General features: G+C 65.5%; 26 protein-coding genes. 11 read left to right on the top strand and 15 right to left on the bottom strand.

Features of this window, described 5'->3' with window-relative positions; translation table 11 throughout:
• Positions 1-152: 152 nt before the first annotated feature.
• The gene (locus RHO23_RS02160; RefSeq protein ID WP_423488620.1) at positions 153-818 is read right to left on the bottom strand and encodes a hypothetical protein; all 666 of its coding nucleotides are present in this window, start codon (positions 816-818) and stop codon (positions 153-155) included.
• Between the two features lie 23 nt (positions 819-841).
• On the bottom strand, positions 842-1,915 hold the full coding sequence (gene ychF, locus RHO23_RS02155; protein ID WP_030094714.1) for a redox-regulated ATPase YchF: 1,074 nt from the start codon (positions 1,913-1,915) through the stop codon (positions 842-844).
• Positions 1,916-1,918: 3 nt separating this feature from the next.
• Here ychF and RHO23_RS02150 point away from each other — a divergent pair, with 3 nt between their 5' ends.
• Positions 1,919-2,305 carry a DUF488 domain-containing protein gene (locus tag RHO23_RS02150; protein WP_423488619.1) on the top strand — a complete coding sequence of 129 codons (387 nt, stop codon included), beginning with the start codon at positions 1,919-1,921 and terminating at the stop codon, positions 2,303-2,305.
• Here RHO23_RS02150 and RHO23_RS02145 read toward each other — a convergent pair.
• The 4 genes from RHO23_RS02145 to RHO23_RS02130 form a co-directional block, all read right to left on the bottom strand.
• Complete coding sequence (locus RHO23_RS02145) at positions 2,295-2,594, bottom strand: hypothetical protein (protein WP_064408033.1); 300 nt, start codon at positions 2,592-2,594, stop codon at positions 2,295-2,297. The two genes, RHO23_RS02150 and RHO23_RS02145, sit on opposite strands and share 11 nt — an antisense overlap.
• A gap of 66 nt (positions 2,595-2,660) precedes the next feature.
• A complete protein-coding gene (locus RHO23_RS02140) occupies positions 2,661-3,020 on the bottom strand; it encodes a hypothetical protein (RefSeq protein ID WP_070942718.1) in 360 nt (119 codons plus the stop codon).
• 88 nt (positions 3,021-3,108) lie between these two features.
• Entirely contained in the window at positions 3,109-3,330 is a 222-nt protein-coding gene (locus RHO23_RS02135) for a PspC domain-containing protein (protein ID WP_030094710.1), read from the bottom strand.
• A gap of 36 nt (positions 3,331-3,366) precedes the next feature.
• Positions 3,367-3,684, bottom strand: coding sequence for a hypothetical protein (locus RHO23_RS02130; protein ID WP_423488618.1), 318 nt, complete (start codon positions 3,682-3,684; stop codon positions 3,367-3,369).
• A gap of 120 nt (positions 3,685-3,804) precedes the next feature.
• Between RHO23_RS02130 and RHO23_RS02125 the strand changes: the two genes are divergently transcribed.
• The 3 genes from RHO23_RS02125 to RHO23_RS02115 all read left to right on the top strand — a co-directional run bounded on the left by RHO23_RS02125 (position 3,805) and on the right by RHO23_RS02115 (position 7,246).
• Positions 3,805-6,072 carry a carbon starvation CstA family protein gene (locus RHO23_RS02125; protein ID WP_423488617.1) on the top strand — a complete coding sequence of 756 codons (2,268 nt, stop codon included), beginning with the start codon at positions 3,805-3,807 and terminating at the stop codon, positions 6,070-6,072.
• Complete coding sequence (locus RHO23_RS02120) at positions 6,069-6,248, top strand: YbdD/YjiX family protein (protein WP_418039533.1); 180 nt, start codon at positions 6,069-6,071, stop codon at positions 6,246-6,248. Before RHO23_RS02125 ends, RHO23_RS02120 begins: the two co-directional genes overlap by 4 nt.
• A 62-nt stretch (positions 6,249-6,310) precedes the next feature.
• On the top strand, positions 6,311-7,246 hold the full coding sequence (locus RHO23_RS02115) for a DUF6542 domain-containing protein (protein WP_423488616.1): 936 nt from the start codon (positions 6,311-6,313) through the stop codon (positions 7,244-7,246).
• 7 nt (positions 7,247-7,253) lie between these two features.
• Here the strand turns inward: RHO23_RS02115 and RHO23_RS02110 are convergent, their stop codons facing one another.
• On the bottom strand, positions 7,254-8,252 hold the full coding sequence (locus RHO23_RS02110) for a 4-hydroxy-3-methylbut-2-enyl diphosphate reductase (RefSeq protein ID WP_101312683.1): 999 nt from the start codon (positions 8,250-8,252) through the stop codon (positions 7,254-7,256).
• Positions 8,253-8,312: 60 nt separating this feature from the next.
• Here RHO23_RS02110 and RHO23_RS02105 point away from each other — a divergent pair, with 60 nt between their 5' ends.
• The 3 genes from RHO23_RS02105 to RHO23_RS02095 are packed head-to-tail and all read left to right on the top strand — an operon-like array spanning position 8,313 to position 10,439.
• On the top strand, positions 8,313-9,020 hold the full coding sequence (locus RHO23_RS02105; RefSeq protein ID WP_070942723.1) for a lipid droplet-associated protein: 708 nt from the start codon (positions 8,313-8,315) through the stop codon (positions 9,018-9,020).
• Positions 9,013-10,245 carry an exodeoxyribonuclease VII large subunit gene (gene xseA, locus RHO23_RS02100; protein WP_057963839.1) on the top strand — a complete coding sequence of 411 codons (1,233 nt, stop codon included), beginning with the start codon at positions 9,013-9,015 and terminating at the stop codon, positions 10,243-10,245. Before RHO23_RS02105 ends, xseA begins: the two co-directional genes overlap by 8 nt.
• Positions 10,242-10,439 carry an exodeoxyribonuclease VII small subunit gene (locus tag RHO23_RS02095; RefSeq protein ID WP_057969296.1) on the top strand — a complete coding sequence of 66 codons (198 nt, stop codon included), beginning with the start codon at positions 10,242-10,244 and terminating at the stop codon, positions 10,437-10,439. The genes xseA and RHO23_RS02095 overlap by 4 nt, the downstream gene beginning before the upstream one ends.
• A 13-nt stretch (positions 10,440-10,452) precedes the next feature.
• Here RHO23_RS02095 and RHO23_RS02090 read toward each other — a convergent pair whose 3' ends face one another.
• From RHO23_RS02090 to RHO23_RS02065, 6 genes are all read right to left on the bottom strand, one after another.
• Positions 10,453-11,400, bottom strand: a complete 948-nt coding sequence (locus RHO23_RS02090) for a MerR family transcriptional regulator (protein ID WP_423488615.1) — start codon at positions 11,398-11,400, stop codon at positions 10,453-10,455.
• Positions 11,401-11,428: 28 nt separating this feature from the next.
• Positions 11,429-13,021 carry a flavin-containing monooxygenase gene (locus RHO23_RS02085; protein WP_423489151.1) on the bottom strand — a complete coding sequence of 531 codons (1,593 nt, stop codon included), beginning with the start codon at positions 13,019-13,021 and terminating at the stop codon, positions 11,429-11,431.
• 5 nt (positions 13,022-13,026) lie between these two features.
• Positions 13,027-13,953 (bottom strand): alpha/beta fold hydrolase, encoded by a 927-nt coding sequence (locus RHO23_RS02080; RefSeq protein WP_423488614.1) that lies wholly within the window; start codon positions 13,951-13,953, stop codon positions 13,027-13,029.
• On the bottom strand, positions 13,950-14,747 hold the full coding sequence (locus tag RHO23_RS02075; protein WP_423488613.1) for an SDR family NAD(P)-dependent oxidoreductase: 798 nt from the start codon (positions 14,745-14,747) through the stop codon (positions 13,950-13,952). Before RHO23_RS02075 ends, RHO23_RS02080 begins: the two co-directional genes overlap by 4 nt.
• Positions 14,744-16,096 (bottom strand): cytochrome P450, encoded by a 1,353-nt coding sequence (locus RHO23_RS02070; protein ID WP_423489150.1) that lies wholly within the window; start codon positions 16,094-16,096, stop codon positions 14,744-14,746. Before RHO23_RS02070 ends, RHO23_RS02075 begins: the two co-directional genes overlap by 4 nt.
• Before the next feature lie 238 nt (positions 16,097-16,334).
• Positions 16,335-16,631 carry a DUF4344 domain-containing metallopeptidase gene (locus RHO23_RS02065; protein ID WP_423489149.1) on the bottom strand — a complete coding sequence of 99 codons (297 nt, stop codon included), beginning with the start codon at positions 16,629-16,631 and terminating at the stop codon, positions 16,335-16,337.
• 53 nt (positions 16,632-16,684) lie between these two features.
• On the opposite strand from RHO23_RS02065, the gene RHO23_RS02060 reads away from it, so the two are divergent.
• The gene (locus RHO23_RS02060) at positions 16,685-17,767 is read left to right on the top strand and encodes a D-TA family PLP-dependent enzyme (protein WP_423488612.1); all 1,083 of its coding nucleotides are present in this window, start codon (positions 16,685-16,687) and stop codon (positions 17,765-17,767) included.
• An 11-nt stretch (positions 17,768-17,778) separates the two neighbouring features.
• Here RHO23_RS02060 and RHO23_RS02055 read toward each other — a convergent pair whose 3' ends face one another.
• A complete protein-coding gene (locus RHO23_RS02055; protein WP_064410183.1) occupies positions 17,779-18,351 on the bottom strand; it encodes a DUF4245 domain-containing protein in 573 nt (190 codons plus the stop codon).
• Between the two features lie 94 nt (positions 18,352-18,445).
• Here RHO23_RS02055 and glpX point away from each other — a divergent pair, with 94 nt between their 5' ends.
• Genes glpX through RHO23_RS02040 form a run of 3 tightly spaced genes read left to right on the top strand, consistent with a single transcriptional unit; the run spans position 18,446 to position 21,291 of the window.
• A complete protein-coding gene (gene glpX / locus RHO23_RS02050; protein ID WP_064408020.1) occupies positions 18,446-19,474 on the top strand; it encodes a class II fructose-bisphosphatase in 1,029 nt (342 codons plus the stop codon).
• Positions 19,475-19,504: 30 nt separating this feature from the next.
• Complete coding sequence (locus RHO23_RS02045) at positions 19,505-20,899, top strand: class II fumarate hydratase (protein ID WP_030094698.1); 1,395 nt, start codon at positions 19,505-19,507, stop codon at positions 20,897-20,899.
• A gap of 53 nt (positions 20,900-20,952) precedes the next feature.
• Entirely contained in the window at positions 20,953-21,291 is a 339-nt protein-coding gene (locus RHO23_RS02040; protein WP_418039543.1) for a hypothetical protein, read from the top strand.
• On the opposite strand, the gene RHO23_RS02035 is transcribed toward RHO23_RS02040, so the two are convergent.
• On the bottom strand, positions 21,288-23,645 hold the full coding sequence (locus RHO23_RS02035; RefSeq protein ID WP_423488611.1) for a penicillin acylase family protein: 2,358 nt from the start codon (positions 23,643-23,645) through the stop codon (positions 21,288-21,290). The two genes, RHO23_RS02040 and RHO23_RS02035, sit on opposite strands and share 4 nt — an antisense overlap.
• Positions 23,646-23,647: the final 2 nt, after the last annotated feature.

Raw genomic sequence — 23,647 nt, 5'->3', positions numbered from 1 at the left:
GCCATCCATCAAGCGTGACAGATGTTTCACCAGGTCAGCGGTATCACGCGCTGAGTGTTTCTGATTGATCGCGGACGCTAATCCGGTGTGACCGATGAACACTTGTGGAGAGGCCTGAAGGCTCCTCAACAGCCGATCATGCTTGTCTTTGATCAAGCCCGTTTCGCAAGCCAAGACGAGACCTGCGACTTGAATGGCTCCAAGCGCTGATACGCGTTGCGCGCGAACGAGACCTGCCACTCAAAATCGGCCTGTTGGATCTCTGCGTGGATGTGAATGTAGTTCCGGGCGGTGTAAAAGCCTTTAACCTCTCGCCCGAGGGACTCGTCGAGAATTCCAAGTTCCACAGCCGCTGCAACCTTGCTATCGAACCGAATTTTTGACTCTTGCGCGCGGCGCGTCGCCAGTACTGCCCCGACTATGTCGTTGGCGTCCTCAGCATCGAGGCGACGAATGCGGTCCATAATGTGGCCCGGTAACAGACGTTGGACCAGCCCACGGTACTCATTGAGGCGCTGAACTATTGGTTCGTCGGCCGCTTCAACAAACAGAAGGTGATGGACGGATGCCTCGTAGATCGAGGCATACTGCTGAACCTGCAACTGCACCTGCGCCTGTCTCGCCCACTGCTCGTCAATCCTCAGCCCTTCCCAGAGCTTGTATAAGCATCTCGCAGCGTAGAACTCTTGTCCGAGTCGACCACGAAGATCGGAATCGCCAATAAAATCGAAGTAGCTGACGTGCCAGGCAAGGTCGCCCGGCAAGTCGGCGAGTGCATAGTTCACAACTTCTGAGCGGGTGGATTCGGGGAGGGGCATAGCGCTACTTCTTCGGCTGCTGATCAGACGTTGAAGCGGAACTCCACCACGTCGCCGTCGACCATGACGTAGTCCTTGCCTTCCATCCGCACCTTCCCGGCAGCCTTCGCCGCGGCCATCGAACCGGCTTCGACGAGATCCTCGTAGGACACCACCTCGGCCTTGATGAAGCCCTTCTCGAAGTCGGTGTGGATGACCCCGGCCGCCTTGGGCGCGGTGTCTCCCTGATGAATCGTCCACGCCCGCGCCTCTTTTGGCCCGGCGGTCAGGTAGGTCTGCAGCTTGAGCGTGTGGAATCCCGCATGCGCCAACGCATCCAGACCCCGTTCGCTCTGCCCGATCGACTCCAGCAGCTCGGCAGCGGACTCCTCGTCCAGCTCCTGCAGCTCGGACTCGATCTTCGCGTCCAGGAACACCGCATCGGCGGGGGCCACCAGCTCCCGCAGCTGAGCGACCCGCGCGTCGTCACCGAGCACCGACTCGTCGGCGTTGAACACGTACAGGAAGGGCTTGGTGGTCATCAGGTTCAGCTCGCGCACCACCGACCAGTCCTGCCCCGTCGAGAACAGCGTCTTGCCGCTGTCGAGGACCTCCTGAGCGGCCTTGGCAGCGTCGGCCAGTGGCTGACGGTCCTTCTTGGTCTTGGCTTCCTTCTCCAGCCGCGGCACCGCCTTCTCCAGCGTCTGCATGTCGGCGAGAATCAGCTCGGTCTCGATCACCTCGATATCGGCGGCCGGATCGACGCGGCCGTCCACGTGCACGACGTCGTCATCGGCGAATACCCGCACCACCTGACAGATGGCATCGCATTCACGGATGTTGGCCAGGAACTTGTTCCCCAGCCCGGCCCCTTCGGAGGCACCCTTGACGATTCCGGCGATGTCCACGAACGTCACGGTCGCGGGCAGGGTCCGCGCCGAGCCGAATACCTCCGCCAGCTTGTCCAGGCGCGGGTCCGGCAGCGGCACCACGCCCTCGTTCGGTTCGATGGTCGCAAACGGGTAGTTGGCCGCCAGCACGTTGTTGCGCGTTAGCGCGTTGAACAGCGTCGACTTTCCGACGTTCGGCAGACCAACGATTCCCAAGTTCAGGCTCACGAGATGGTGAGTCTACGGACCCCGGTAGATAAGAATGCTCAGGTGACCTTTTCCACCAAGCGGATCTACGAGACTCCCGACCCCTCGGACGGTTATCGCGTGCTGGTCGACCGGCTGTGGCCGCGCGGCGTGAGCAAGGCTGCCGCGCAGGTCGACCTCTGGTTCAAGGACATCGCCCCAAGCCCCGACCTGCGGGTCCGCTGGCACCACGCCCCCGCTGAAGAGTGGAGCACCTACGCCGACGAGTACCGCACCGAGCTGGCTACCAACCCGGCAGTGGACACCGCCCACGAGCTTGAACGCGAACACGGCACCGTCACGCTGCTCTACGCCGCCAAGGACCCGGAGCACAATCACGCGATCGTGCTGCGGGATTTCCTCAGCACGTGATGTCGACGTGCATCACGCGATGAGTCGACAGGATCGATCCACCCCAGCTAGTCCCCGGCGCATTGATCGACGCCCCCGGCGCCAATAACCTGCCGGGCCGCACGGCGGTCGCCTTGCAGTCCGCCATGGGACCACTGCCCACGCGGTTGATCACGACGACGTTCCCGCGGGCCTCCAAGTCGGCGATGACGTCGGCAGCAGGGTCGCCGTCGGGACCGGCCTGCGCCGTCGGCGCGGTGAGAAGTGTCGCTGCTACCGCCAGCGTGGATACCGCAAAACGAGAAATCATGGATGCTCCTGTGTAGAACCGCGCTATCGCGGCATGACTGATATGGGGTCGGGTTAACCGACCCCGTCAGCACCGATTTACACAGCCTTTGAGCAACACCATCCGGCCCGATTGTCCGGTAATCCGTTGCAGCACAGGCGATCCCCGAGTCGCGGTGAGCAGCACGTAGCGCACCACGAACCCCAGCACCAGCAGCATCGCCCCCGCGAGAACCCCGCGGCACATCTTGGCGATCTGCACCACCTGCGCGAAGGCATCGACCTGAGGGGCATCCGCCGGCGCCGCACTCGCACCGTCCGGGTCGACGGCGTGCGTCATCGCCGTTGCCTGGCCCATGACACTTCCGGGATTCACTCCGACGAAGCACACCACACCCACGACAACGGCTAATGCGATAACCCTTAGGGGGTAATCGTATGACCGCATGCCCCGCACACTAGCTCATGATTTGCCCCCGTGCCGAGATCTATACACCCGGTGGTTACGAGAAATTAACTTAACGCCCGCCGCCGAGCTATTGCTCCCGCGGAATAAGAGCCCACAACACCAGGTAGGCCAGCACCTGCGGCCCGGGAAGCAGGATCGACGCGACCGTGAGCACCCGGACGATCGTGACATCCCATCCGAAGCGCTGCGCGATTGCCGCGCACACCCCGCCGATCATCTTCCCCGCGCGGGGCCGTCGCAGTGCAGTAGTCATAAGTTCACCGTAGGCGGCCGAAACGTCCAGGCGCATCAGGGAAGCCCCTGATCTTTCCCTGGTCTTCGCGGCTCAGCATGCCAGGTCCACGTAGTAGGTTCCGTGGTCCAGCACCTTCTGAACCGACTTGCGGTGGGCGCCGACAGGATGCTCTTCCCGGTACACCGAGGTGCCCTGCCGCACCCCAGTTACCACGCAGTCCTCCAATGGCCACGTACCCGTTCGGTTCAGCATGACGTAATTTCCTTGTTCTTCAAGGGAACTGATCACAGTCTCGGGGTCGCCATAGTCCTTCGGGCGTGCCTGCGCGACGTCCGCCAGTGCCACCGCCGCAATCGGGAACACCACGAAGGCACCCAAAGCCTTTGTAAACAACGCTGTTTTGGTCATACCCAACGCTATGAACCAAAGACCGCGAAAGACATCAGGGATGGCCCCGATCTATCCCTGAACTTGAACAGACACTCGATGTACAACAGGGCGCCACAGCGGGGACCTAAGGTAACGCGCATGGCCACCGCCGCAGAGCCCCAGGACCTGACTCCCCCACCCGGCGTCGAACTGCTGCGGACCGACCCCGACCTTCCACCCGTCGGCGTCATCGACAATCGGGCACCCTCACCCACGTCGCGTGTGGTGCTGGTGTTGGTGGCATTACTGGGAGCCTTCGCCTGGACGATGATCGCGCTGCTGCGCGGGGAACACGTCAACGCGGTGTGGTTTGTCGTCGCCGCGATCTGCACCTACCTCATCGCCTACCGGTTCTACGCCAAGCTGATTGAACGCAAGCTCGTCAGACCGCGTGATGACCGCGCCACCCCGGCCGAGACGCTCGACAACGGCAAGGACTTCGTCCCCACCGACCGGCGGGTGCTGTTCGGTCACCACTTCGCCGCCATCGCCGGAGCAGGCCCGCTGGTCGGCCCGGTGCTGGCCGCGCAAATGGGGTACCTGCCCGGAATCATCTGGATTGTCGTCGGCGTCGTGCTAGCCGGGGCGGTCCAGGACTACCTGGTGCTGGTGATCTCGACCCGGCGCGGCGGCCGCAGTCTGGGCCAGATGGCCCGCGACGAGATGGGCACCGTCGGCGGTGTCGCCGCGATGGTGGCCATCTTCGTCATCATGATCATCCTGATCGCGGTGCTGGGCCTGGTCGTCGTCAACGCCCTCGGCGAAAGCCCCTGGGGCGTGTTCTCCATCGCGATGACCATCCCCATCGCGCTGTTCATGGGCGTGTATCTGCGTTACCTGCGACCCGGCAAGGTCAGTGAGGTGACCGTCATCGGTGTCGCGCTGCTGCTCGCCGCGATCATCTCCGGCCGCTGGGTTGCCGAATCGGGCTGGGGCGAAACACTGTTCAGCCTCGACAAAACCACCATCGCCTGGCTGATGATGTTCTACGGGTTCGCCGCCTCGGTGCTGCCGGTGTGGCTGCTGCTCGCGCCCCGCGACTACCTGTCGACCTTCATGAAGGTCGGGACCATCGCGATGCTGGCCCTGGGCATCCTGATCGCCCGGCCGGTGGCGCAACTGCCGGCGGTCAGCGAGTTCGCCTTCAACACCTCGGGCCCGGCCTTCGCCGGATCGCTGTTCCCGTTCCTGTTCATCACCATCGCCTGCGGGGCGCTCTCGGGCTTTCATTCGCTGATCGCCTCGGGGACCACACCCAAACTGCTGGAGAAAGAGAGCCAGGCCCGCTTCATCGGATACGGCGGCATGCTCACCGAGTCCTTCGTGGCCGTCATGGCACTGGTCACCGCGGCGATCCTCAACCAGCACTTGTACTTTGCGATCAACGCACCCACCGCGGCCACGGGCGGCACCGCCGAAACCGCGGCCGCCTACGTCAACGCATTGCCGATCGGCGGGCCCGACATCACCGGTGCTCAGCTGACCCAAACCGCCAAGGACATCGGCGAGACCTCGATCGTCTCGCGCACCGGCGGCGCCCCTACCCTGGCCATCGGGATCTCGCACGTCATGTCGGATGTATTCGGCGGCAGCGGGTTCAAGGCGTTCTGGTACCACTTCGCGATCATGTTCGAGGCGCTGTTCATCCTCACCACCGTCGACGCAGGCACCCGAGTTGCCCGGTTCATGCTGTCGGATTCCCTGGGGAACCTGGGCGGCCCGCTGCGCCGCTTCAAGGACGCCTCCTGGCGGCCCGGGGCGTGGATCTGCTCGGCGGTCGTCGTCGGCGGCTGGGGCTCGATCCTGCTCATGGGCGTCACGGACCCGCTCGGCGGTATCAACACCCTGTTCCCGTTGTTCGGCATCGCCAACCAGCTGCTGGCGGCGATCGCCCTGACGGTGGTGCTGACGGTCGTCGTCAAACAGCGGCTCTACAAGTGGGCCTGGATTCCCGCTGTCCCCCTGGCCTGGGACCTGATTGTCACCATGACCGCGTCCTGGCAGAAGATCTTCTCGTCGGATCCCGCGGTGGGCTACTGGAAGCAGCACCAGCTGTACGCGGACGCCCGCGACGCGGGTCTGACGACGTTCAAGACCGCCAAGACGCCCGAGGCCATCGACGCCGTGATCCGAAACACGTTTGTGCAGGGAACGCTGTCGATTGTCTTCGCCTCGTTGGTGTTGGTGGTTGTCGCGGCCGCCGCCTGGACGTGTCTGCGCGCGGTGCGGGCCGGAGGTCTGCCGACCACCGAGGACGACGATGTTCCGTCCCGGCTTTTCGCACCCAGCGGCTTCCTGCCCACCGATGTGGAGAATGAAGTCGAGAAGCAGTGGGCAGCACGTGAACTCGCCGGGACCCGGACATGAAGCTGATCAAGGGGCTGGTGTGGTGGTTCACCTCCGTCATGGGCGACCACGACTACCAGCGGTATGTCGAGCACCTACGGCGCCGCCATCCGGGCGCTCCGGTGCCCACCGAGGCCGAATTTTGGCGCACGCGGTACGCCGATGCGGACGCCAATCCGTCGGCGCGATGCTGCTGACACAAGCACGCTGACGGGCACCGTTACCGAACATCCGGCTCGGCACCGGTACCTTTCAACATGTGACAGGTCAACGCGCCCGCTCATCGGTGGAAGCCGATCACCGGTCGGCGCATCCCGATATCCCGGGTGTGCCGTGGTGGGGCGCAATCCTGATCGCGGTCGCTGGCACCGCGCTCGGTTTCGCAATTGACGCGATGGCCAATGGTGAGAAGCTGACCGGCGCGTTCGCCGGCTGCTACGCGGCGGGATGCGTCCTGGCGGTTTTCGCGGTGCGGTATTCATCGATCTTCACCGCCATCGTGCAGCCGCCGCTGATCCTGTTCGCGAGCATCCCGATGGCCTACATGATCATGTCGAAGGGACCGGCCGATGGCATCAGGAACATGGCCATCACCACCGGGTACCCACTGATCGAACGCTTCCCGCTGATGATCAGCACCGCGTTGGGCGTGCTGATCATCGGAGTGGTGCGCTGGTACTGGGGAATGTTCACCAGTAAGCCCGCCAAAGAAAAGACGGCCAAGCCCAAGGCCGCGAAGACCACCAAGGCCGCCAAGCCGAGGACGTCGTCACGGACCCGGGTACAGGCGCTGGTCGATGCCGAGGCCGACACCACGGGCAGGAGCGCGGGAACAACTACGCGAACCCGCCGTCCCCGCCCCGACGAGGCCGCCGCGCGGACACGCCACGGACGGCACGAGTCCGGCACGCGCCGCCGCCCCGCCCACGATTCCGAACCCGTCTCGCGGCGGGCATCGGCGGTCGGCACCCCGTGGGAAGACGAGCGCCCGATGCGGACCGAACGCCGTCCCGCGCGTCGGGCCCGCGACGAATACGACGACTACGGGTATGAACCGCGGCCCCGCTACCGGGAGCCCCGCGCAGAACCCACGCGTGAGCCGCACCGCCCCGCGGTCAGGTACAGAGATGAGCGTCCACCGGCCCCACGGCGCCGTCCAGAGCGATACGACGACGCCTGGGACTACGACCGCTAGCGGGAACCTAGCGCCGCGAGGCCCGCAGCTCGCGCGGCAGCGCGAACACCAGCGTCTCGTTGGCGGTGGTGACCGGCTGCACCTGGCCGTATCCGTGCTCCGCGAGCCGTTCCAAGACCCCGCGCACCAGCACCTCCGGCACCGAAGCACCCGAGGTGACGCCAACCGTCGTCACACCCTCAAGCCAGGCCGGGTCGATGTCCTCGGCGTAATCAACCAGGTAGGAAGCGTTGGAGCCCGCGCCGAGCGCGACCTCAACCAACCGCACCGAGTTCGACGAGTTGCGCGAGCCGACGACAATCACCAGTTCACATTCGGGAGCCATCGCCTTCACCGCCACCTGGCGGTTCTGCGTGGCGTAGCAGATGTCATCGCTGGGCGGGTCCTGCAGCGTCGGGAAACGCTCGCGCAGGCGCTGGACCGTCTCCATGGTCTCGTCGACGCTCAGCGTCGTCTGGGACAGCCAGATGACCTTGTTCTCGTCACGCACGGTGACGTTGTCCACCGAGCTGGGGCCGTCGACCAGCTGCACGTGATCGGGGGCCTCACCGGCTGTGCCGATGACTTCCTCATGGCCCTCGTGACCGATCAGCAGGATGTCGAAGTCGTCGCGGGCGAACCGCTTGGCCTCCTGATGCACCTTGGTGACCAGCGGGCAGGTGGCATCGATGGTCTTCAGATTGCGCGCGGCGGCGTCCTGGTGGACGGTCGGCGCGACACCGTGCGCAGAGAACACGACGATCGCGCCCTCGGGCACCTCATCGGTCTCATCGACGAAGATCGCACCCGCCTTGGCCAGCGTGTCCACCACATATCGGTTGTGCACGATCTCGTGCCGCACGTAGACGGGGGCGCCGTGCTTCTCCAGCGCCCGCTCGACGGTCTCCACCGCACGATCGACCCCAGCGCAGTAGCCGCGCGGCTCAGCCAGCAGCACGCGCTTGCTCGTCGCCGGGCCGACGACGGTGCTCACCATCCCCGGAGTGCCCATATCGACTGCAGCCATAGTCACCAGCTTACGGCCCAGCCTTTCGCTGCACGACCGACGTAAGGCAAGCTTGGACCTATGATTCGTCCTCCGTTCGGCGTCCGGTTGCTTCTTGGGGTCGCCGCCACCGTTCTTGAAGAGACCCGCAAGCTGCCGCAGGCGGTGCTGACCTATCCCATGACGGCCGCCAGCCAGACCGTGCAGAACTTCATGCGGTTCCAGCAGACCGTCACGGAATTGGCCATCAAGGGCGACGAGACCTGGGAAAACATCTTTCCGCCCACCGAGGAGCAGCCGGAGTGGGCGACCTTCGACGAGGACATCGACGAGCTCGATGCACCCGAACCCGACGAGACGCAGGCCAACGCCGTCTACGAGGACGCGGCCGAGCGGATGACCCAGGGCCGGTTTGCGCTGTACTCCTCCGAACCCGCAGCGCCGTCGGATTCCGAACCCGAGGCAACCGCACCGGCCCCCGAGGCCGCGCCGGTAGCCGCGAAGGCCGCACCGCGTAAGGCGCCCGCGAAGAAGGCTGCCGCCAAGAAGGCCCCGGCCAAAAAGGCAGCCCCGGCGGCACCGTCCGAGGCGGCGGACCCGAATGCTCCCGATGTCGTCGTCGAGCTCGGCTATCACGACCTGACGCTGGCGCAGCTGCGGGCGCGGTTGCAGTCGCTGTCCGTGAGCGAGCTCGAAGAACTGCTGACCTACGAAGACGCTCACAAGGCACGCGCGCCGTATCAGACCTTGCTCGCGAACAGGATCACCCGCGCCGCTGCCCGTGGCTGATCCGGGGACAAGCCCCGAGAACCCGTGGCCGGTCCGGGCCGTTGCCACCCGGGTGGCCAAGTGGATCGACCGCCTGGGCCAGGTGTGGGTGGAAGGTCAGCTGACGCAGATCGATGTGCGGCCCGGCAGCAAGACCGTGTTCATGGTGCTGCGCGACCCGGCCGCCGACATGTCGCTGACCGTGACCTGCCCGCCCGACATGGTGCGCAACGCCCCGGTGAAGCTGACCGAAGGCACCCAGGTGGTGGTGTGCGGTAAACCAACCTTCTACACGGTGCGCGGCTCATTTTCTTTGCGGCTCAGCGAGATCCGTGCGGTAGGTATCGGCGAGCTGCTGGCCCGGATCGAGCGGCTGCGTCAGCTGCTGGCCGCCGAGGGGCTGTTCGACGCGCGACTCAAGCGCCCGGTCCCGTTCCTGCCGTCCCGCATCGGCCTGATCACGGGCCGGGCCAGCGCCGCTGAGCACGATGTGACCTCGGTGGCCTTGTCACGTTGGCCCGCAGTGCAATTTACGGTGCGCAACACCCCCGTGCAGGGCCCACACGCGGTCGCCGAGATCGTGGCCGCGCTGCAAGCACTGGACGCCGACCCCGCGGTGGACGTGATCGTGCTGGCCCGCGGCGGTGGCAGCGTGGAGGATCTGCTGCCGTTCTCCGACGAGACTCTGTGCCGCGCGATTTCGGCGTGCCGCACCCCGGTGGTCAGCGCCGTCGGGCATGAGCCGGACAACCCGCTCTCCGATCTGGTGGCGGACCTGCGCGCGGCCACACCCACGGATGCGGCCAAGAAACTGGTACCCGACGCGGCGGCCGAGCAGGCGTTGATTCTGGACCTGCGGCGCCGTTCGGCTCAGGCATTGCGCAACTGGGTGCAGCGCGAGCAGCGCGGGCTGGATCAGGTACGCAGCCGGCCGGTGCTGGCCGATCCGCTCCGGATGGTCACCGTGCGCCAGGACGAAATCGCCGTCGCGCGAACGGCATTGCGCCGCGATATGAAGCGGCTGGTGGAATCCGAATCGCAACGGGTGGGCCACTTATCGGCGCAGCTGGCCACGCTGGGACCGGCCGCTACCCTGGCCCGCGGCTACTCGGTGGTGCAACGGGTGCGCGACGATGGCACGGTGGAGGTGCTGCGGACGGTGACCGATGCACCCGCAGGGGCATCGCTGCGCGTGCGCGTTTCCGATGGTGCCGTGACCGCAACCGTGACAGGAGAATCGTCATGACCAATCCCGCCGAACTCGGTTACGAGCAGGCGCGCGCCGAGCTCATCGAGGTCGTGCAGCAGCTCGAACAGGGCGGCCTGGATCTGGACACCTCGCTGGCGCTCTGGGAACGTGGTGAGGCACTGGCCAAACGCTGCGAGGAGCACCTGGCGGGCGCACGCAAGCGCATCGAGGACGCGCTGGACTCCGAGTAGGCGTCCGCGAGCCTTAGGCCGTGTCCGACGCGGATGCGGGAGTGACCAGGCCGGCGAGGAGTTCGGAGAACATCGATTCGATCGTCGCTTCGATCGACACGGCCAGCGTGTCATGAACCGAACTGACGGAGTATGTGCGCAGTTTGACTAGCAGCGTGAGCAATTCGCGGATCTGTGCGTCGTCGAGTTGTTTCCCGCCGGATTCGAGGCGCGCCGTCACCATCTGCGCTCCCGACTCCACCAGGATGCGGCTGATCTCCTCGATATGTGGCAGTACCTTTTCGTACACGTCGATCTGCTGGTCCAGCCCCATCCCGTACTGGCGGATGTCGTTGAAAGCGTCGATGAGTTTCGGCCGGGTGATGTTGGCCGTGTCACCGGTGATGCGGATCAGGCCCAGCGCCGCCAGGCGCTTACGTGCCGCCGGGTCATCCACCAGCTGCTCGGCCTCCGCCCGCGACATCGTGCTGGGTCGCTCGTCGGCCCAGGTACCGACGAGTGCGGTCTCGATGCCGAGGATGTCGCCGAGGTCCTTGCCCTCCTCCCAGGCGGTCAGCATCTCCTGCACGTGGGCCAGATTGTATCCGCGATCGAGCATGGACGTGATGAGCCGCAGCCGCGCCAGGTGCGATTCGTTGTACAGGGCCAACCGCCCTACTCGTACCGGAGCAGGCAGTAACCCCCTGTCGCGATACACGCGAACATTGCGGATAGCCGTTCCGGCGGCGCGCGCCAAGTCATCGATGCGGTACTCCTGCGGCGAGAGCGCACCAACCGCCGACTGGTCGACCGGAGACTGAGCAATAGTTGTAAATAGCTGTTCGACAACAGCTTTCACGGCATCCCGCGACTGCCGCCGGATCTGCCGCGGGGCGCGGCGCAGCCCGGCGAGTATCGACGTGATCGGCGTGACCGGTCCCGCGTCACTACGCGGAGGCGCGGCGGGGCGTCGTGTCGGCATGGTGGACCTTGTCGGTGGGATGCGGTTGTTAGGTGGCTATGTTCGCATTCGCCGCGGGAGTGCTGTGCGCGCGCCGCGCTGACGACTCGGCCGATGTGCGTGCTCGCCCGCGGAACGAGTAGTCATCCAGGTTGAATCGCCGACTGCGGATGGCCGACTCCAGCGTGGTGGTCGGGCGCAACGGCACATCGCCGTTCTTGTCGAAGTAGTAGCTGTTGGCGCTGGCACAGCTGTCTTGCCAGAAGATCTGGTTATGCCGTCTGCTCAGCATCTCCTGGAAGAAGCGATCGTTGGCTTCCTGGGTCACCTCGACACGCTCGGCGCCTACCTTGCGGGCATGGGAGAGGACCCGAATGATGTGTGCGGTCTGCGCTTCGATGAGCGCGAAGTAGGACGACCCGTTGTACCCGTACGGGCCGAAGATGTTGAAGTGATTGGGAAATTGGGGTACCGACACACCTTCGTAGGCCTGCAGACGCTCGTTCGACCACTTCTCCCGCAGGCTGAGGCCGCCGACACCGCGCAGCTCGTAGGTGGGCATGTTTTCGGGATCCATCACCTTGAAACCCGTCGCCAGGATCAGGACGTCGAGCCGATGCTGGGCTCCGTCGGAGGTGTGCACAGCATCAGCGCCGATCTCCGTGATCGATGCCGTCTCCAGCAGGACATTGGGGCGGTTGAAGGTGGCCAGGTAGCCGTTGTGGAAGCTGGGCCGCTTGCACCCCAGCCCATATTGCGGAGTGAGCTTGGCGCGAACCTCCGGATCACGCACCTGTGACCGCAGATAGGTGCGGCCCAGCTTCTCGGCGAGCGGTCTGATCCGCAGAATCCGGTCGTAGTGCGCGGGAATGGGGAACGTCGCCTCGACAAACGCCTGGCTCGCGAGCCGCGTTGCCTGTTGCGCCCCCGGGACGCGACGCAGCGCCCAACGGAATGGCGCGGACAAGGCGAAGTCGGGTTTGGGCATGCACCAGATGGGAGTGCGCTGAAACACCGTGAGGTGTTCCACCTCCCCGGCAATGGACGGAATGATCTGCACCGCAGAGGCTCCGGTCCCGATGATCCCGACGCGTTTACCGCGCAGATCCTGGTCATGGTCCCAGCGCGCGGTGTGCATCTTGATGCCGGCGAACGCCTCGACCCCGGGGATATCGGGGTTGTTGGGCCGGGTCAGGACGCCGGACGCACTGACGACATAGCGGCAGGTGCGTTCGGCACCGTCGGCGGTGGCGACGCGCCAGAGGTTGGCAGCGCCATCCCAGCTGGCGGACAGCACACTGGTACCGAACTGGATATGTTGGGCCAAGCCATATTTGGCCACACATTGCTCGGCGTAGCGTTTCAGCTCCTGCCCGGGCGCATACGAGCGTGACCAGTCACGGCGCTTCTCGAACGAGAACTGATAGCTGAATGACGGGATGTCCACTGCGATGCCCGGATAGGTGTTCCAGTGCCAGGTGCCACCCGGCCCGTCGGCCTCGTCCAGGATGACGAAATCGTGAAACCCTGCCTCTTTGAACTTGATCGCGAATCCGATGCCGGCGAAACCGGCGCCGATGACTATCACGTCGCTGTGCAATCCGCCTCCGGTGGGCAGTGCGGTGTGGGCCGGGCTGTCAATAGTCGTCACGAGAGTTTCTCCTGAAGGGTGGTTGGTACGGCGCGGCTGCTGACCGCGTCAGCAATCGCGGCACGAATGATCTCGGCAACTCGCACCGGCTGGTCGTACTGAGGGCAGTGCCCTGAACCGTCGATGAACTGGAGCATCGCATCGGGATGCCTGTCACGCAAGGCTTTTGCGCCTCGCGGCGGGCATACCCAGTCTTTGCTTCCCCATATCGCGGTGACGGGCGCCGCGAACCGCGCATTCGCCAGGGCATCGGGACGGCTCAGTTCGACGATGGTTTCACCGCCGAGCATCAGCTGGCGGCGCAGATCCCCGGGCCCCCAATGCGAGGCGTACTGCGCTTTGGCTTCCGGGGTCAGACGGCCCGCGGCCACCGCACGCGCGAACCCCGCACTGATCAACGCCGGCGCTGTGACGGTGCCCCGGAAAACCGGCCGAATAGGCAAGCCAAGTATCCAGTCGGTGGCCGGCCGCACCCGCCGCACCAGTCGCATCCACCACGTCGTGTGTAGCCCGGCGGGACCGATGGCCACCGCGGCGACCAGCGGCAGATCCGCGCGCTGGGCTGCACGCAACACCGCCAGTCCGCCGACCGAATTACCCACGAGCACAACGCCATCCCCGCGATCAAACTGACGCACCGCGGCCGCGATGAAATCGTCGACAGCAGATAGATATCCAGTCGTCACCGGCCGCGCCGCGCGCCCGAAGTGCGGCAGATCGACCGCCACGCAGCGGTGGCCTTGCTCACCGAGCATGTCGAGCACCGACCGCCAGCCGTCGGCCGATTCGGTGAATCCATGGATCAGCAGGATCGTGGGACCGCTGCCGTCGACGTCCAGGACACGGGTCCGCACGGCGCCGATCATGGCCACCTTCGTATTGCGCTGCGCGCGTTTACGCACCTGTTCAGTCGTGGTGCTCATAGCCGTGCCACCAATCCGTTGAGCACCGGCATCAGGCGCAGCGCGTGATAGCCCAGTTGCGTTTCGAAGCCGACCGACACCATGGCGCGGTCTCGCGCGGCCGCCGTGGTGACGGCCTTGGCAACCGCGTTGGGCGAGTGGCTGATACTGAATACCCGCGAGAGCCGATCTTTTTCAGAGATTGCCGTGCCGCGCAGTCGGGTGTTGTAGAGGATCGGGGTGTTGATCACACCGGGGCAGATCACCGAGACGCCGACGCGTTCGGACGAAAAGTCGGCGCGCAGACTTCGCGAAAATGCGACCACGGCGGCCTTTGAGGCGCAATACGTTGCCATCCTGCGGTTCGGCAGATAGGCCGCTCCGGAGGCGATGTTCACGATCTGTCCGCGCCGACGGGCTGCCATCGAGGCGCCGAACGATCGACAGCCGTGCACCACTCCGTCGATGTTGATGGACCGTAGCCATGTCCAGTCGTCCTCGGTGGTGTCCAGGAATGGCCCGCCGACTCCGACTCCGGCGTTGTTGACCAGAATGTCCACATCACCTACCTCGGAGTTCACCGATTTCGCCAGTGCGGCAACGGCTTCACCATCAGCGACATCACACTGATAGGAGTGAGCCCGCGCTCCATGAGCGCGGCAGCGCTCGGCGGTGTCCTTGGCGGTGGCCTCGTCGATATCACTGGCGACGACCACCGCACCCAGCCGTGCGAAACGCTCGGCGACCGCCGCACCGATCCCGCTGCCCGCACCGGTGACGACGACCACCGCGCCCCGGGGCTCGATGCCGCTCATAGGGCAACCTCCCGCCGCCGGGCGATCATGGGCAGGCCGAATTTCGGCCGCAAGGTCAAGGTGGCCTCGGGCTCAATCGGATGGCCGGGCACCAAGTCGAAAACATAACGCTGGCTGAGCATTGCGGTGATCAGCACCGATTCCATGACGGCGAACCCCTGTCCGATACAGCTGCGTTTTCCACCGCCGAAGGGCAGGTACGCCGAGCGCGGCCGGTCCTTACCCGCCCCCGGCATAAATCGGCCGGGATCGAACTCTTCCGGGTTAGGCCACCACCGCGGATCGTGGTGGATCAGATGCGCGGGCACGATGATGGTGGTGCCCTTGCGCACGTGATGACCGCCGATCACATCGTCGCGCACCGCGACGCGCGGGATGGCCCACGCGGGCGAGAAGAACCGCATCGATTCCATGAAAACCGCTGTTGTCCATGGAAGATTGGGCAGATCGTCGGCCGTTGGGGTACGCCCCGCCAGGACCGTGTCGATCTCCTCGAACATTTGGTCACGGGCACCCGGATTCAGTGCCAGCAGGTACCACATCCACGACAATGCGTTGGCTGTTGTCTCGTGCCCGGCGAGCATCAGCGTGATCGCCTCGTCGCGCACTCTCTTGATCGGCATGCCTCCCTTCTCGTCGGAGGCATTCAGCAGATGGTTCAGCAGGTCCGGCGTATCAACCGGGTTCTCCCGCCGGTCGTTGATGACCTGCCACACCGCATTGTCGATCAGCGTGACGATTCGCTGGATGTCCCGAAACGGGGGCGGCAACGGCAACGGGGTGAACGCCACCCGCGCCAGGCCGCGCCACACGATCGGCGGCGGTGCGGCCACCATGAACACGCGTAGCAGACGTTCGCCGAAACGCAGCCCGCCCGTGACCATGGGTGACATCCCGGTGGCGACGGGCCCGAACTGTTGGCTGAACAACGAATTGCCCACCACGTTGAGCGTGAGTTCGACCATCTCCGAGACCATGTCGACCTCGATGCGCCCCTCGCGCTGCTGCAGTTCATTGAGCAGTTCGTCAATCGGTTCGATCATCAGATCGACAAGCCCGTTGAGGTGCCGTTTGGCGAACATCGGGGACAGCATGGTGCGGTAGCGCTGCCACGACTCTTCTTCATCGGTGAACAGGCTGACACCCGGTAGGGCGCGCAGCAGTTCATATTCGAATGACTTGTAGTAGTTGAGCCGCCCCGCGTGCAGTACGTGGTCCACGTACTCGGGGTGGCAGAGCGTGATGAATCGCCTGGTCCCCGTGCGGAATCGAGCGATGTCGTGCCCCCGCACCCGATCGACCCAGCCCGACCGGTAGCTCAGCCCGACCAGAAGCGCATCCCTGATCATGGGTGCCGCCGGGAAATGGGCAGCCGGTTCAACCGCCTCGGCGGTGGGCGTGCGCCCCGCCGGGCATACCCCATCGGATCGCGGTACTGGCTCATGCACTGTCGTCATTGACAATTCTCCTCACCGGCACGCCGCCATTGGCGCTATCGGTAAGACAACAGTCAATGTTGCCATTTGTCAATGACAACATTGACCGTTGTCCTAATTGTCGTGCAAACGCAGCGGCAAGGTCCTGACGCTATTTGCGCAGGTAAGGAGCAAGTAGCGCTTCCCACCCGTCGGCCATTTGGGTGTACTCGGCGGCGCAGCCCCCTGCACGGTCGCCATCGAGTGAGCCTTGGTCCACGAGGTACTGGAAGGTCTTCTCGTCGGAGCCATAGACGTAACAGAGGAAGTTCACCGCCCGCTGCTGGCCGAGGGAATGCGTATCGGCAAAGGCAGAATCGTCGGGAGCTTCGGATTGGTTGGCGTGCAATGCATATGAATCCGCGGTGGCCCGCAGATACTGCTTCGAATTGTCGTCACCGGTGAGGATGTAGGCGGCCGGGCCGCTCGGGCTCGCGACCTCACTCCGATTAGTGTCGAGACATGTCTGACGCGACGCAACCTTGTGGTCTGGACGATATCGATACCCCTTTCCTGGCCATCGATCTGGCGGTGATGGACCGCAACATCGAACGGCTGGCCGGGCGCCTTCGCGGCACCGGGGTCCAGCTGCGGCCACATGCCAAGAGCCACAAGTGCGTTGAGATAGCGCAGCGCCAGATCGACAGCGGAGCCATTGGCCTCACCGTCGCCACCATCGGCGAGGCCGAGGTGTTCGCGGACGCGGGATTCACCGATCTGTTCATCGCTTACCCGCTGTGGCTGACTCCGCAGAAGGCCGACCGGATACGGAAGGTGACCGCCCGCGCGCAACTGCGGGTCGGGGTCGATTCCATCGCGGGTGCCCGGCAGTTGGCCGAGTATCTCGCCGATCTACCCATCACCGTCGTCATCGAGGTCGATTCCGGCCATCACCGCACCGGGGTCGAGCCGGCCGAGGCCGGTGATGTCGCGGCAGCAGCACGCGCTGCCGGACTGAATGTCGTGGGTGTCTTCACATTTCCGGGCCACGGCTACACACCGGGTCACCGCGCAGAGGTCGCCGCCCAGGAATCGCACGCGCTTGGAGCGGCCGCCGAAAGCCTTCGCGCACAGGGGATCGAGCCGTCGGTGATCAGCGGCGGCTCCACCCCCACCGTCGATGCCGCCGACAACACGGTGCTGACCGAGGTGCGACCCGGTGTCTACCCGTTCAACGATGCCCAGCAGTTCGAGTTGGAGGTCTGCACGCTCGACGACATCGCTCTCAGTGCCGTCACCACAGTGGTGCACACCCGCGACCGGACCGCCGTCGTGGACGCGGGCAGCAAGATCCTGGGCGCCGACCGGCCGGGCTGGGCGACCGGTTTCGGACGGGTAATCAGCGAACCGGATGCGCGCATCATCGCGCTGTCCGAGCATCACGCAACCATCGAGTTTCCTGGGGAGGCACCGGATGCCGGCACCCGTCTGCGGATCGCGCCGAACCATCTCTGCAATGCGGTGAACCTGGTCGACACGCTGGTCGTGGATACCTCGGGCGGCCCGCGCCGCTGGGCGGTGGCCGCACGGGGCGCCAACACCTAGATGCGCGCCTCCTAGCGCGGCAGCGGCTTAGCGGTTTGTACCGCCCGCGCGACGGTCCGGAAGTCTTCGGTGTTTCCGGACCCGGTGAGCGCGACGGTCACCGAGTTGTCCAGCCGCGTGGCCCACAGCGGCTCCGCACCCTCGCCACCCTCATACGCCACCCAGCTCACGCCGTCGACATTCTCCGGCCCGCGGGGCACCAGCCCACTGTTGAGCTTCGGGACCAACTTCTCCTCGGGGGCACCGCTCTGCACCACCGCCATATACGTACCGGTCGGACTCAGGTAGCCCACCTTGGACAGCGGCATCCCCTCGACGCTGTCCCGCCCGCCGGAGTTGGCCCGCCAGCCCGCGGGCAGCGACGGCTCCCGGACCGGAAACGAGAACTGCCGGGCATCGGCCTGCAGCGCGGCGTGCGCGTCATATGAGGGCGGGTCACCGACCGTCGGCCCATTCGGCGTGAAGGAACACATCCCCAGCAGTCCGGCCAGCACGATGCACGCGACCACCAGCGGAGCCATCGACCAGAACATGTCCCGGCCGTCCTGAAACAACCGCGGCTTGGCCGGACGGGGTGCGGGCACGGCGATGCGATCGTCGGGTCCGGAATCTTGGTCCGGATCTGGTGCGCCTCCCACGCCCCCATCCTTGCAGGCGCGCATGAAACAATCACAACCCATGAGCCCGTCGCGCAGAGAAGCCCCGGACCGCAACCTGGCGTTAGAGCTGGTCAGAGTGACCGAGGCGGGTGCCATGGCCGCAGGTCGATGGGTCGGCCGCGGGGAAAAGGAGAAGGGCGACGGCGCCGCCGTCGACGCCATGCGCGAGCTGGTCAACTCCGTTTCCATGCGCGGTGTGGTCGTCATCGGAGAAGGCGAGAAGGACAACGCCCCGATGCTCTACAACGGCGAGGAAGTCGGCAACGGCGACGGGCCGGACTGCGATTTCGCCGTGGACCCGGTAGACGGAACCACCCTGATGAGCAAGGGCATGCCCAACGCGATCTCGGTGCTCGCGGTCTCCGAGCGCGGCACCATGTTCGACCCCTCAGCCGTCTTCTACATGGAGAAGATCGCTGTCGGCCCGGACGCCGCCGATGTCATCGACGTCACCGCGCCCGTCTCGGAGAACATCAAGCGCGTCGCCAAGGTGCGTAACTGTTCGGTGTCCGATATCACTGTGTGCATCCTGGACCGGCCCCGCCACGGCGAACTGATCCAGAACGTGCGCGAGACCGGTGCCCGGATCCGCCTGATTTCCGACGGCGACGTGGCCGGCGCCATCTCGACGGCCCGCCCGAACTCGGGCACCGACATGCTGCTGGGCATCGGCGGTACTCCCGAGGGCATCATCGCCGCGGCTGCCATGCGGTGCATGGGCGGCGCCATCCACGGCAAGCTCGCCCCGCGCGACGACGAGGAGCGCCAGAAGGCCATCGACGCCGGGTACGACCTGGACCGGATCCTCACCACAGAGGACCTGGTGTCCGGCGAGAACGTCTTCTTCTGCGCGACCGGCGTCACCGACGGTGATCTGCTGCAGGGTGTCCGGTACTTCGGCGGCGGCTGCACCACGCAGTCCATCGTGATGCGTTCCAAGTCCGGCACCGTTCGGATGATCGAGGCGTACCACCGCCTCACCAAGCTCCGCGAGTACTCCGCGGTCGACTTCACCGGCGACGACGACGCCACGCACCCCCTCCCCTAATTCCATCATCGACGACGAGAAGGAAGACCATTGTCTGAACAGCAGTACCGCATCGAACACGACACCATGGGCGAGGTTCGCGTACCCGTGGAAGCACTGTGGCGCGCGCAGACTCAGCGCGCCGTCGAGAACTTCCCCATCTCGGGGCGCGGCCTGGAGCGCACACAGATCCGTGCACTCGGCCTCCTCAAAGGCGCCTGTGCACAGGTGAACAAGGACCTGGGTCTGCTGGACCCGGCCAAGGCCGACGCCATCATCGCCGCCGCCGCCGAGATCGCTGACGGCAAGCACGACGACCAGTTCCCCATCGACGTGTTCCAGACCGGCTCGGGCACCAGCTCGAACATGAACGCCAACGAGGTGATCGCCTCGATCGCCGCCAACAACGGCGTGACGGTGCACCCGAATGACGACGTGAACATGTCGCAGTCCTCCAACGACACCTTCCCGACGGCCACTCACCTGGCCGCGACGGAAGCCGCTGTGCGCGACCTGATTCCCGCGCTGGATTACCTGCAGCAGGCGCTGGCCACCAAGGCCAAGGCCTGGAAGACCGTGGTCAAGTCGGGCCGCACCCACCTCATGGATGCGGTGCCGGTGACCCTGGGCCAGGAATTCGGCGGCTACGCCCGCCAGATCGAGGCGGGCGCGGAGCGCGTGAAGGCGACGCTCCCCCGTCTCGGTGAGCTGCCCATCGGCGGTACCGCAGTCGGCACCGGCCTCAACGCCCCCGACGGCTTCGGCGCCAAGGTGGTCGAGGAACTCAAGAAGTCGACGGGCCTCTCGGAGCTGAAGACCGCCGCCGACTCGTTCGAGGCACAGGCCGCTCGTGACGGACTGGTCGAGGCGTCGGGCGCGCTGAAGACCATCGCCGCGTCATTGACCAAGATTGCCAACGACATTCGGTGGATGGGCTCCGGGCCGCTGACCGGCCTGGGCGAGATCCAGCTTCCCGACCTGCAGCCCGGCAGCTCGATCATGCCCGGCAAGGTCAACCCGGTGCTGCCGGAGGCCGTGACCCAGGTGGCCGCACAGGTCATCGGCAACGATGCCGCCATCACCGTCGGCGGACTGTCCGGCGCCTTCGAACTCAACGTGTACATCCCGGTGATGGCGCGCAACCTGCTGGAGTCGTTCACGTTGCTGGCCAACGTGTCTCGTCTCTTCGTCGACAAGTGCGTGGACGGCCTGGTGGCCAACGAGGAGCACTTGAAGACGCTGGCGGAGTCCTCCCCGTCGATCGTCACCCCGCTGAACTCGGCCATCGGCTACGAGGAAGCGGCCGCCGTCGCGAAGGAAGCGCTCAAGGAGCGCAAGACCATTCGTCAGACCGTCATCGATCGCGGCCTCATCGGCGACAAGCTGAGCGTCGAGGAGCTGGACAAGCGCCTGGACGTGCTCGCCATGGCGAAGGTGAAAGATTAATTAAGGCTCGGTTCGTCCGTCTGGTCCTCGTCATCGCCGGTATCTACCAGGCGGTGACGGGGACCTGGGCGATTGTGGCCCCTGAATCGTTCTTCGACACGCTCGGTGCGTTCGGCGTGCGAAACGACCACTACCTGTTCGACTTCGGGTCCTTCGCGATCCCAGTAGGGCTGGCGCTGCTGGCCGCGGTGAAGTGGCCGTCGTGGCGGGTACCCGCGCTGGCCATTGCCACCGGCCATTGGGTGCTGCACACCGTGAGCCATCTGGTGGACACCAACCATCACCAGGGCCAGGCTCTGGGACTCTTCGAAGGACTCGGCCTGTTGGTGACGGCGGCGCTCATGGCACTGGCGCTGTGGTTCGCGGCCGCTGAGGAATCCCGGGCGGATTAGCGCGGCCTCGATATCGTCACCGTGGACACCGCTTCCTTGGCGACGTCGGCGGCGCTGAAGGCCAATGGGCGCAGCTGTTCGGCACTGAATGCCTGCGCGCCCGCGTAATAGGCGGGGTTCCTGGAATCGTCCGGGTTGCCGTAGACCAGAAGGCCTTTCGCATCCGGCCCGTCGGGACCGTATTGCAGCGCCATGATGAAGCTGTCGCCTTCCTGGATGGGGTACCCGTTGAGCACCCCCGACGGGCCCGGGATGGCGCGCAGCTCCGTCCCGGGTTCCAGGCGTTCACCGGGACTGGGCTGCGGCTCGGAGCTGATGCCCCAGGAGCAGCAGTCCACGATGTTGGCGGCGCCTTCGATGTCGGTTCCGCCGCCGATCGGCAGCAGCCGTCCGGTGTGCACCTCACGTTGCAGATCCCCCAAGGGCGCGTCGACCGGAATGCCGGCGCGCTGCAGCAGCCGCACGGCGGCCGCCAGTTCGGTGAGCCACGGCCCGACGTCGGTGGCCGGAACCGAGGGCGAGCCAATGGGATTGGCCGGGTTGAACCCGTCGGCGAAAAGCCTGCCGCGGTCCTTTCGCTCCTCGGGGGTAAAGCGGGAGAGCCATTCGCGGAATACAGCGGCACCGCGGGCGGTCTTGGTGAATCTGCCGTCCCAGGCGGCCAGCGCCGAGCATGCCGGGGCCAGGTCCACGCCGTCGACAACCTTGGTCGCCGTGCATGCCCGCACCAGCGGCATACGCAGCTGGTCGGCCAGGATCGCGCGATCGGAGAACAACGCGGCGCCCACATCGTCGATCGTCCACTTACCGCTGTTCTCGGCGAGGAGTCGGGCGTTGGTCTTGGTGCGGGGCGTCAGCATCCACCCCTCGCCGCCCTGCTGTGGCTGATAGCCGGTGAGCAGCTGATCCGGATGAGCAAGCCACATACTGTCATTGGCGTTGAAGACGTAGTCCCGCCGCTCGAGCTGGGGCATGTGGTCGTACCCGATGAGCCCGGGCGCCGCGGCGTTGTCATCGTCGGCCCAGTCGAAGAGCGACCGGGAGCCATCGAGCACCACCATGCCCGCGGAGCGATACGCATCCCTGATCAGGCCCGGCTTTTCGCGATCCACGGCCCACGCGGCGAGCGCCTCCCTGGACAGATTGGGAGTGGCGGAGCTGTCGACGATCCAGGCACGTCCGTCGGCGCTCGTCGAGACGGTATTCATCCATGGCACACCCCGATTGGCCCGGAAAACATCCTGGAAATCATCCATGGATTTCGCGGTGGCCATGCCCAGATACTGGGTCAGCGTGGTGCTGGTATCGGCGTTGGCGTCGGCCATCGCGATGGCCTGGGCCCGTGTCCAGCCCACGGTGTCCACGTCGGCCACCGGTCCGTGCTTGGTGGAATAGAGGGTGCGGCTCATCGGCGAAACACCCTGTTCGCCCGCCACTTCGATGGTGATGGGGTCGGGCGTCATCACCTGGCGCCGTCCGTCCACGTAGTACGCGGTGGGGTCGGACGCATCCAGGTCGTAGCGATACAGCGCGAAGCGGCGCCCGGCCGCCACGGTGGCCGTCCACGCCACCGCATCGGTGAATCCGAGTTGCACCAACGGCATTCCGGACAATCCGACGCCGTAAACGTTGAGCTGCCCGGGAATGCTCTGATGCGCCTCCCAGAGGCGGTTCTCGCCCGTCCAGGGGTAATGCGGGTTGGCCAACAGCAGGCCGCCGCCGGTGCTGGAGCGCTCCGACCCCAACGCCCATCCGTTGCTTCCCATCTGCGGCCGGGCGGGTAGCGCACCCGGGTGCGGCGCCGATGTGCCTGAAGGCGGCTGTGCCCTGCCGATTTCGGTGATCATGGAGATGCTGGACACCGTCATCACGACATCGGAGAAATGCGCGTACAAGTCCTGCGACGTGATCGGGCCGACCCAACCGGCACCGTCGCACCAGCCACCGTTCACGCCGTTGAGCGCCAGAGATTCGTTGAACCCGGCGACGTACCCGTCGACGAGCTCACGCACTCTGACCGGCTGGTCCGCCCAGCGTTTGGGGGCGTTCTCCCACAGTTTCAGGTGGCGGTAACCGAAGTCCATATCGACGTTCCGATTGCCGGCGCCGGGCCCCAGCCACTTGCTGCGCTCGCCGCGGACCTTGATGATCTGGTCGATCAGCGTGCAGGCGCGGTCCTCTGCGAACGCGTACCCGGTGCCGTAACCCAATGAGCCCCAATCATCCGCGCTGACATGCGGGACACCGCGTTCGTCTCGGCTGATCGTCGCGACGTAGCGCTGAGGAGCGGGAAGTACGACGCTGGCGGGTCCGACAAGCAATGCCGTGATCAACACCAAGGCGACGAGTCGCACCG

Source organism: Mycobacteroides sp. PCS013 (genome assembly GCF_049532645.1).
Classification (GTDB): Bacteria; Actinomycetota; Actinomycetes; order Mycobacteriales; family Mycobacteriaceae; genus Mycobacterium; species Mycobacterium gwanakae.
The sequence above is the reverse complement of the archived record's forward strand: the minus strand, read 5'-3'. Positions and strand labels throughout refer to the sequence as shown.

Bases quoted from the DNA above. Each gene is read 5' to 3' on its own strand.
- RHO23_RS02160 (WP_423488620.1), bottom strand. From the start codon at position 818: ATGCCCCTCCCCGAATCCACCCGCTCAGAAGTTGTGAACTATGCACTC.
- RHO23_RS02150 (WP_423488619.1), top strand. From the start codon at position 1,919: ATGGTGAGTCTACGGACCCCGGTAGATAAGAATGCTCAGGTGACCTTT.
- RHO23_RS02145 (WP_064408033.1), bottom strand. From the start codon at position 2,594: ATGATTTCTCGTTTTGCGGTATCCACGCTGGCGGTAGCAGCGACACTT.
- RHO23_RS02140 (WP_070942718.1), bottom strand. From the start codon at position 3,020: ATGCGGTCATACGATTACCCCCTAAGGGTTATCGCATTAGCCGTTGTC.
- RHO23_RS02135 (WP_030094710.1), bottom strand. From the start codon at position 3,330: ATGCGCCTGGACGTTTCGGCCGCCTACGGTGAACTTATGACTACTGCA.
- RHO23_RS02130 (WP_423488618.1), bottom strand. From the start codon at position 3,684: ATGACCAAAACAGCGTTGTTTACAAAGGCTTTGGGTGCCTTCGTGGTG.
- RHO23_RS02125 (WP_423488617.1), top strand. From the start codon at position 3,805: ATGGCCACCGCCGCAGAGCCCCAGGACCTGACTCCCCCACCCGGCGTC.
- RHO23_RS02120 (WP_418039533.1), top strand. From the start codon at position 6,069: ATGAAGCTGATCAAGGGGCTGGTGTGGTGGTTCACCTCCGTCATGGGC.
- RHO23_RS02110 (WP_101312683.1), bottom strand. From the start codon at position 8,252: ATGGCTGCAGTCGATATGGGCACTCCGGGGATGGTGAGCACCGTCGTC.
- RHO23_RS02105 (WP_070942723.1), top strand. From the start codon at position 8,313: ATGATTCGTCCTCCGTTCGGCGTCCGGTTGCTTCTTGGGGTCGCCGCC.
- RHO23_RS02095 (WP_057969296.1), top strand. From the start codon at position 10,242: ATGACCAATCCCGCCGAACTCGGTTACGAGCAGGCGCGCGCCGAGCTC.
- RHO23_RS02090 (WP_423488615.1), bottom strand. From the start codon at position 11,400: ATGCCGACACGACGCCCCGCCGCGCCTCCGCGTAGTGACGCGGGACCG.
- RHO23_RS02080 (WP_423488614.1), bottom strand. From the start codon at position 13,953: ATGAGCACCACGACTGAACAGGTGCGTAAACGCGCGCAGCGCAATACG.
- RHO23_RS02075 (WP_423488613.1), bottom strand. From the start codon at position 14,747: ATGAGCGGCATCGAGCCCCGGGGCGCGGTGGTCGTCGTCACCGGTGCG.
- RHO23_RS02070 (WP_423489150.1), bottom strand. From the start codon at position 16,096: ATGATCAGGGATGCGCTTCTGGTCGGGCTGAGCTACCGGTCGGGCTGG.
- RHO23_RS02060 (WP_423488612.1), top strand. From the start codon at position 16,685: ATGTCTGACGCGACGCAACCTTGTGGTCTGGACGATATCGATACCCCT.
- glpX (WP_064408020.1), top strand. From the start codon at position 18,446: ATGAGCCCGTCGCGCAGAGAAGCCCCGGACCGCAACCTGGCGTTAGAG.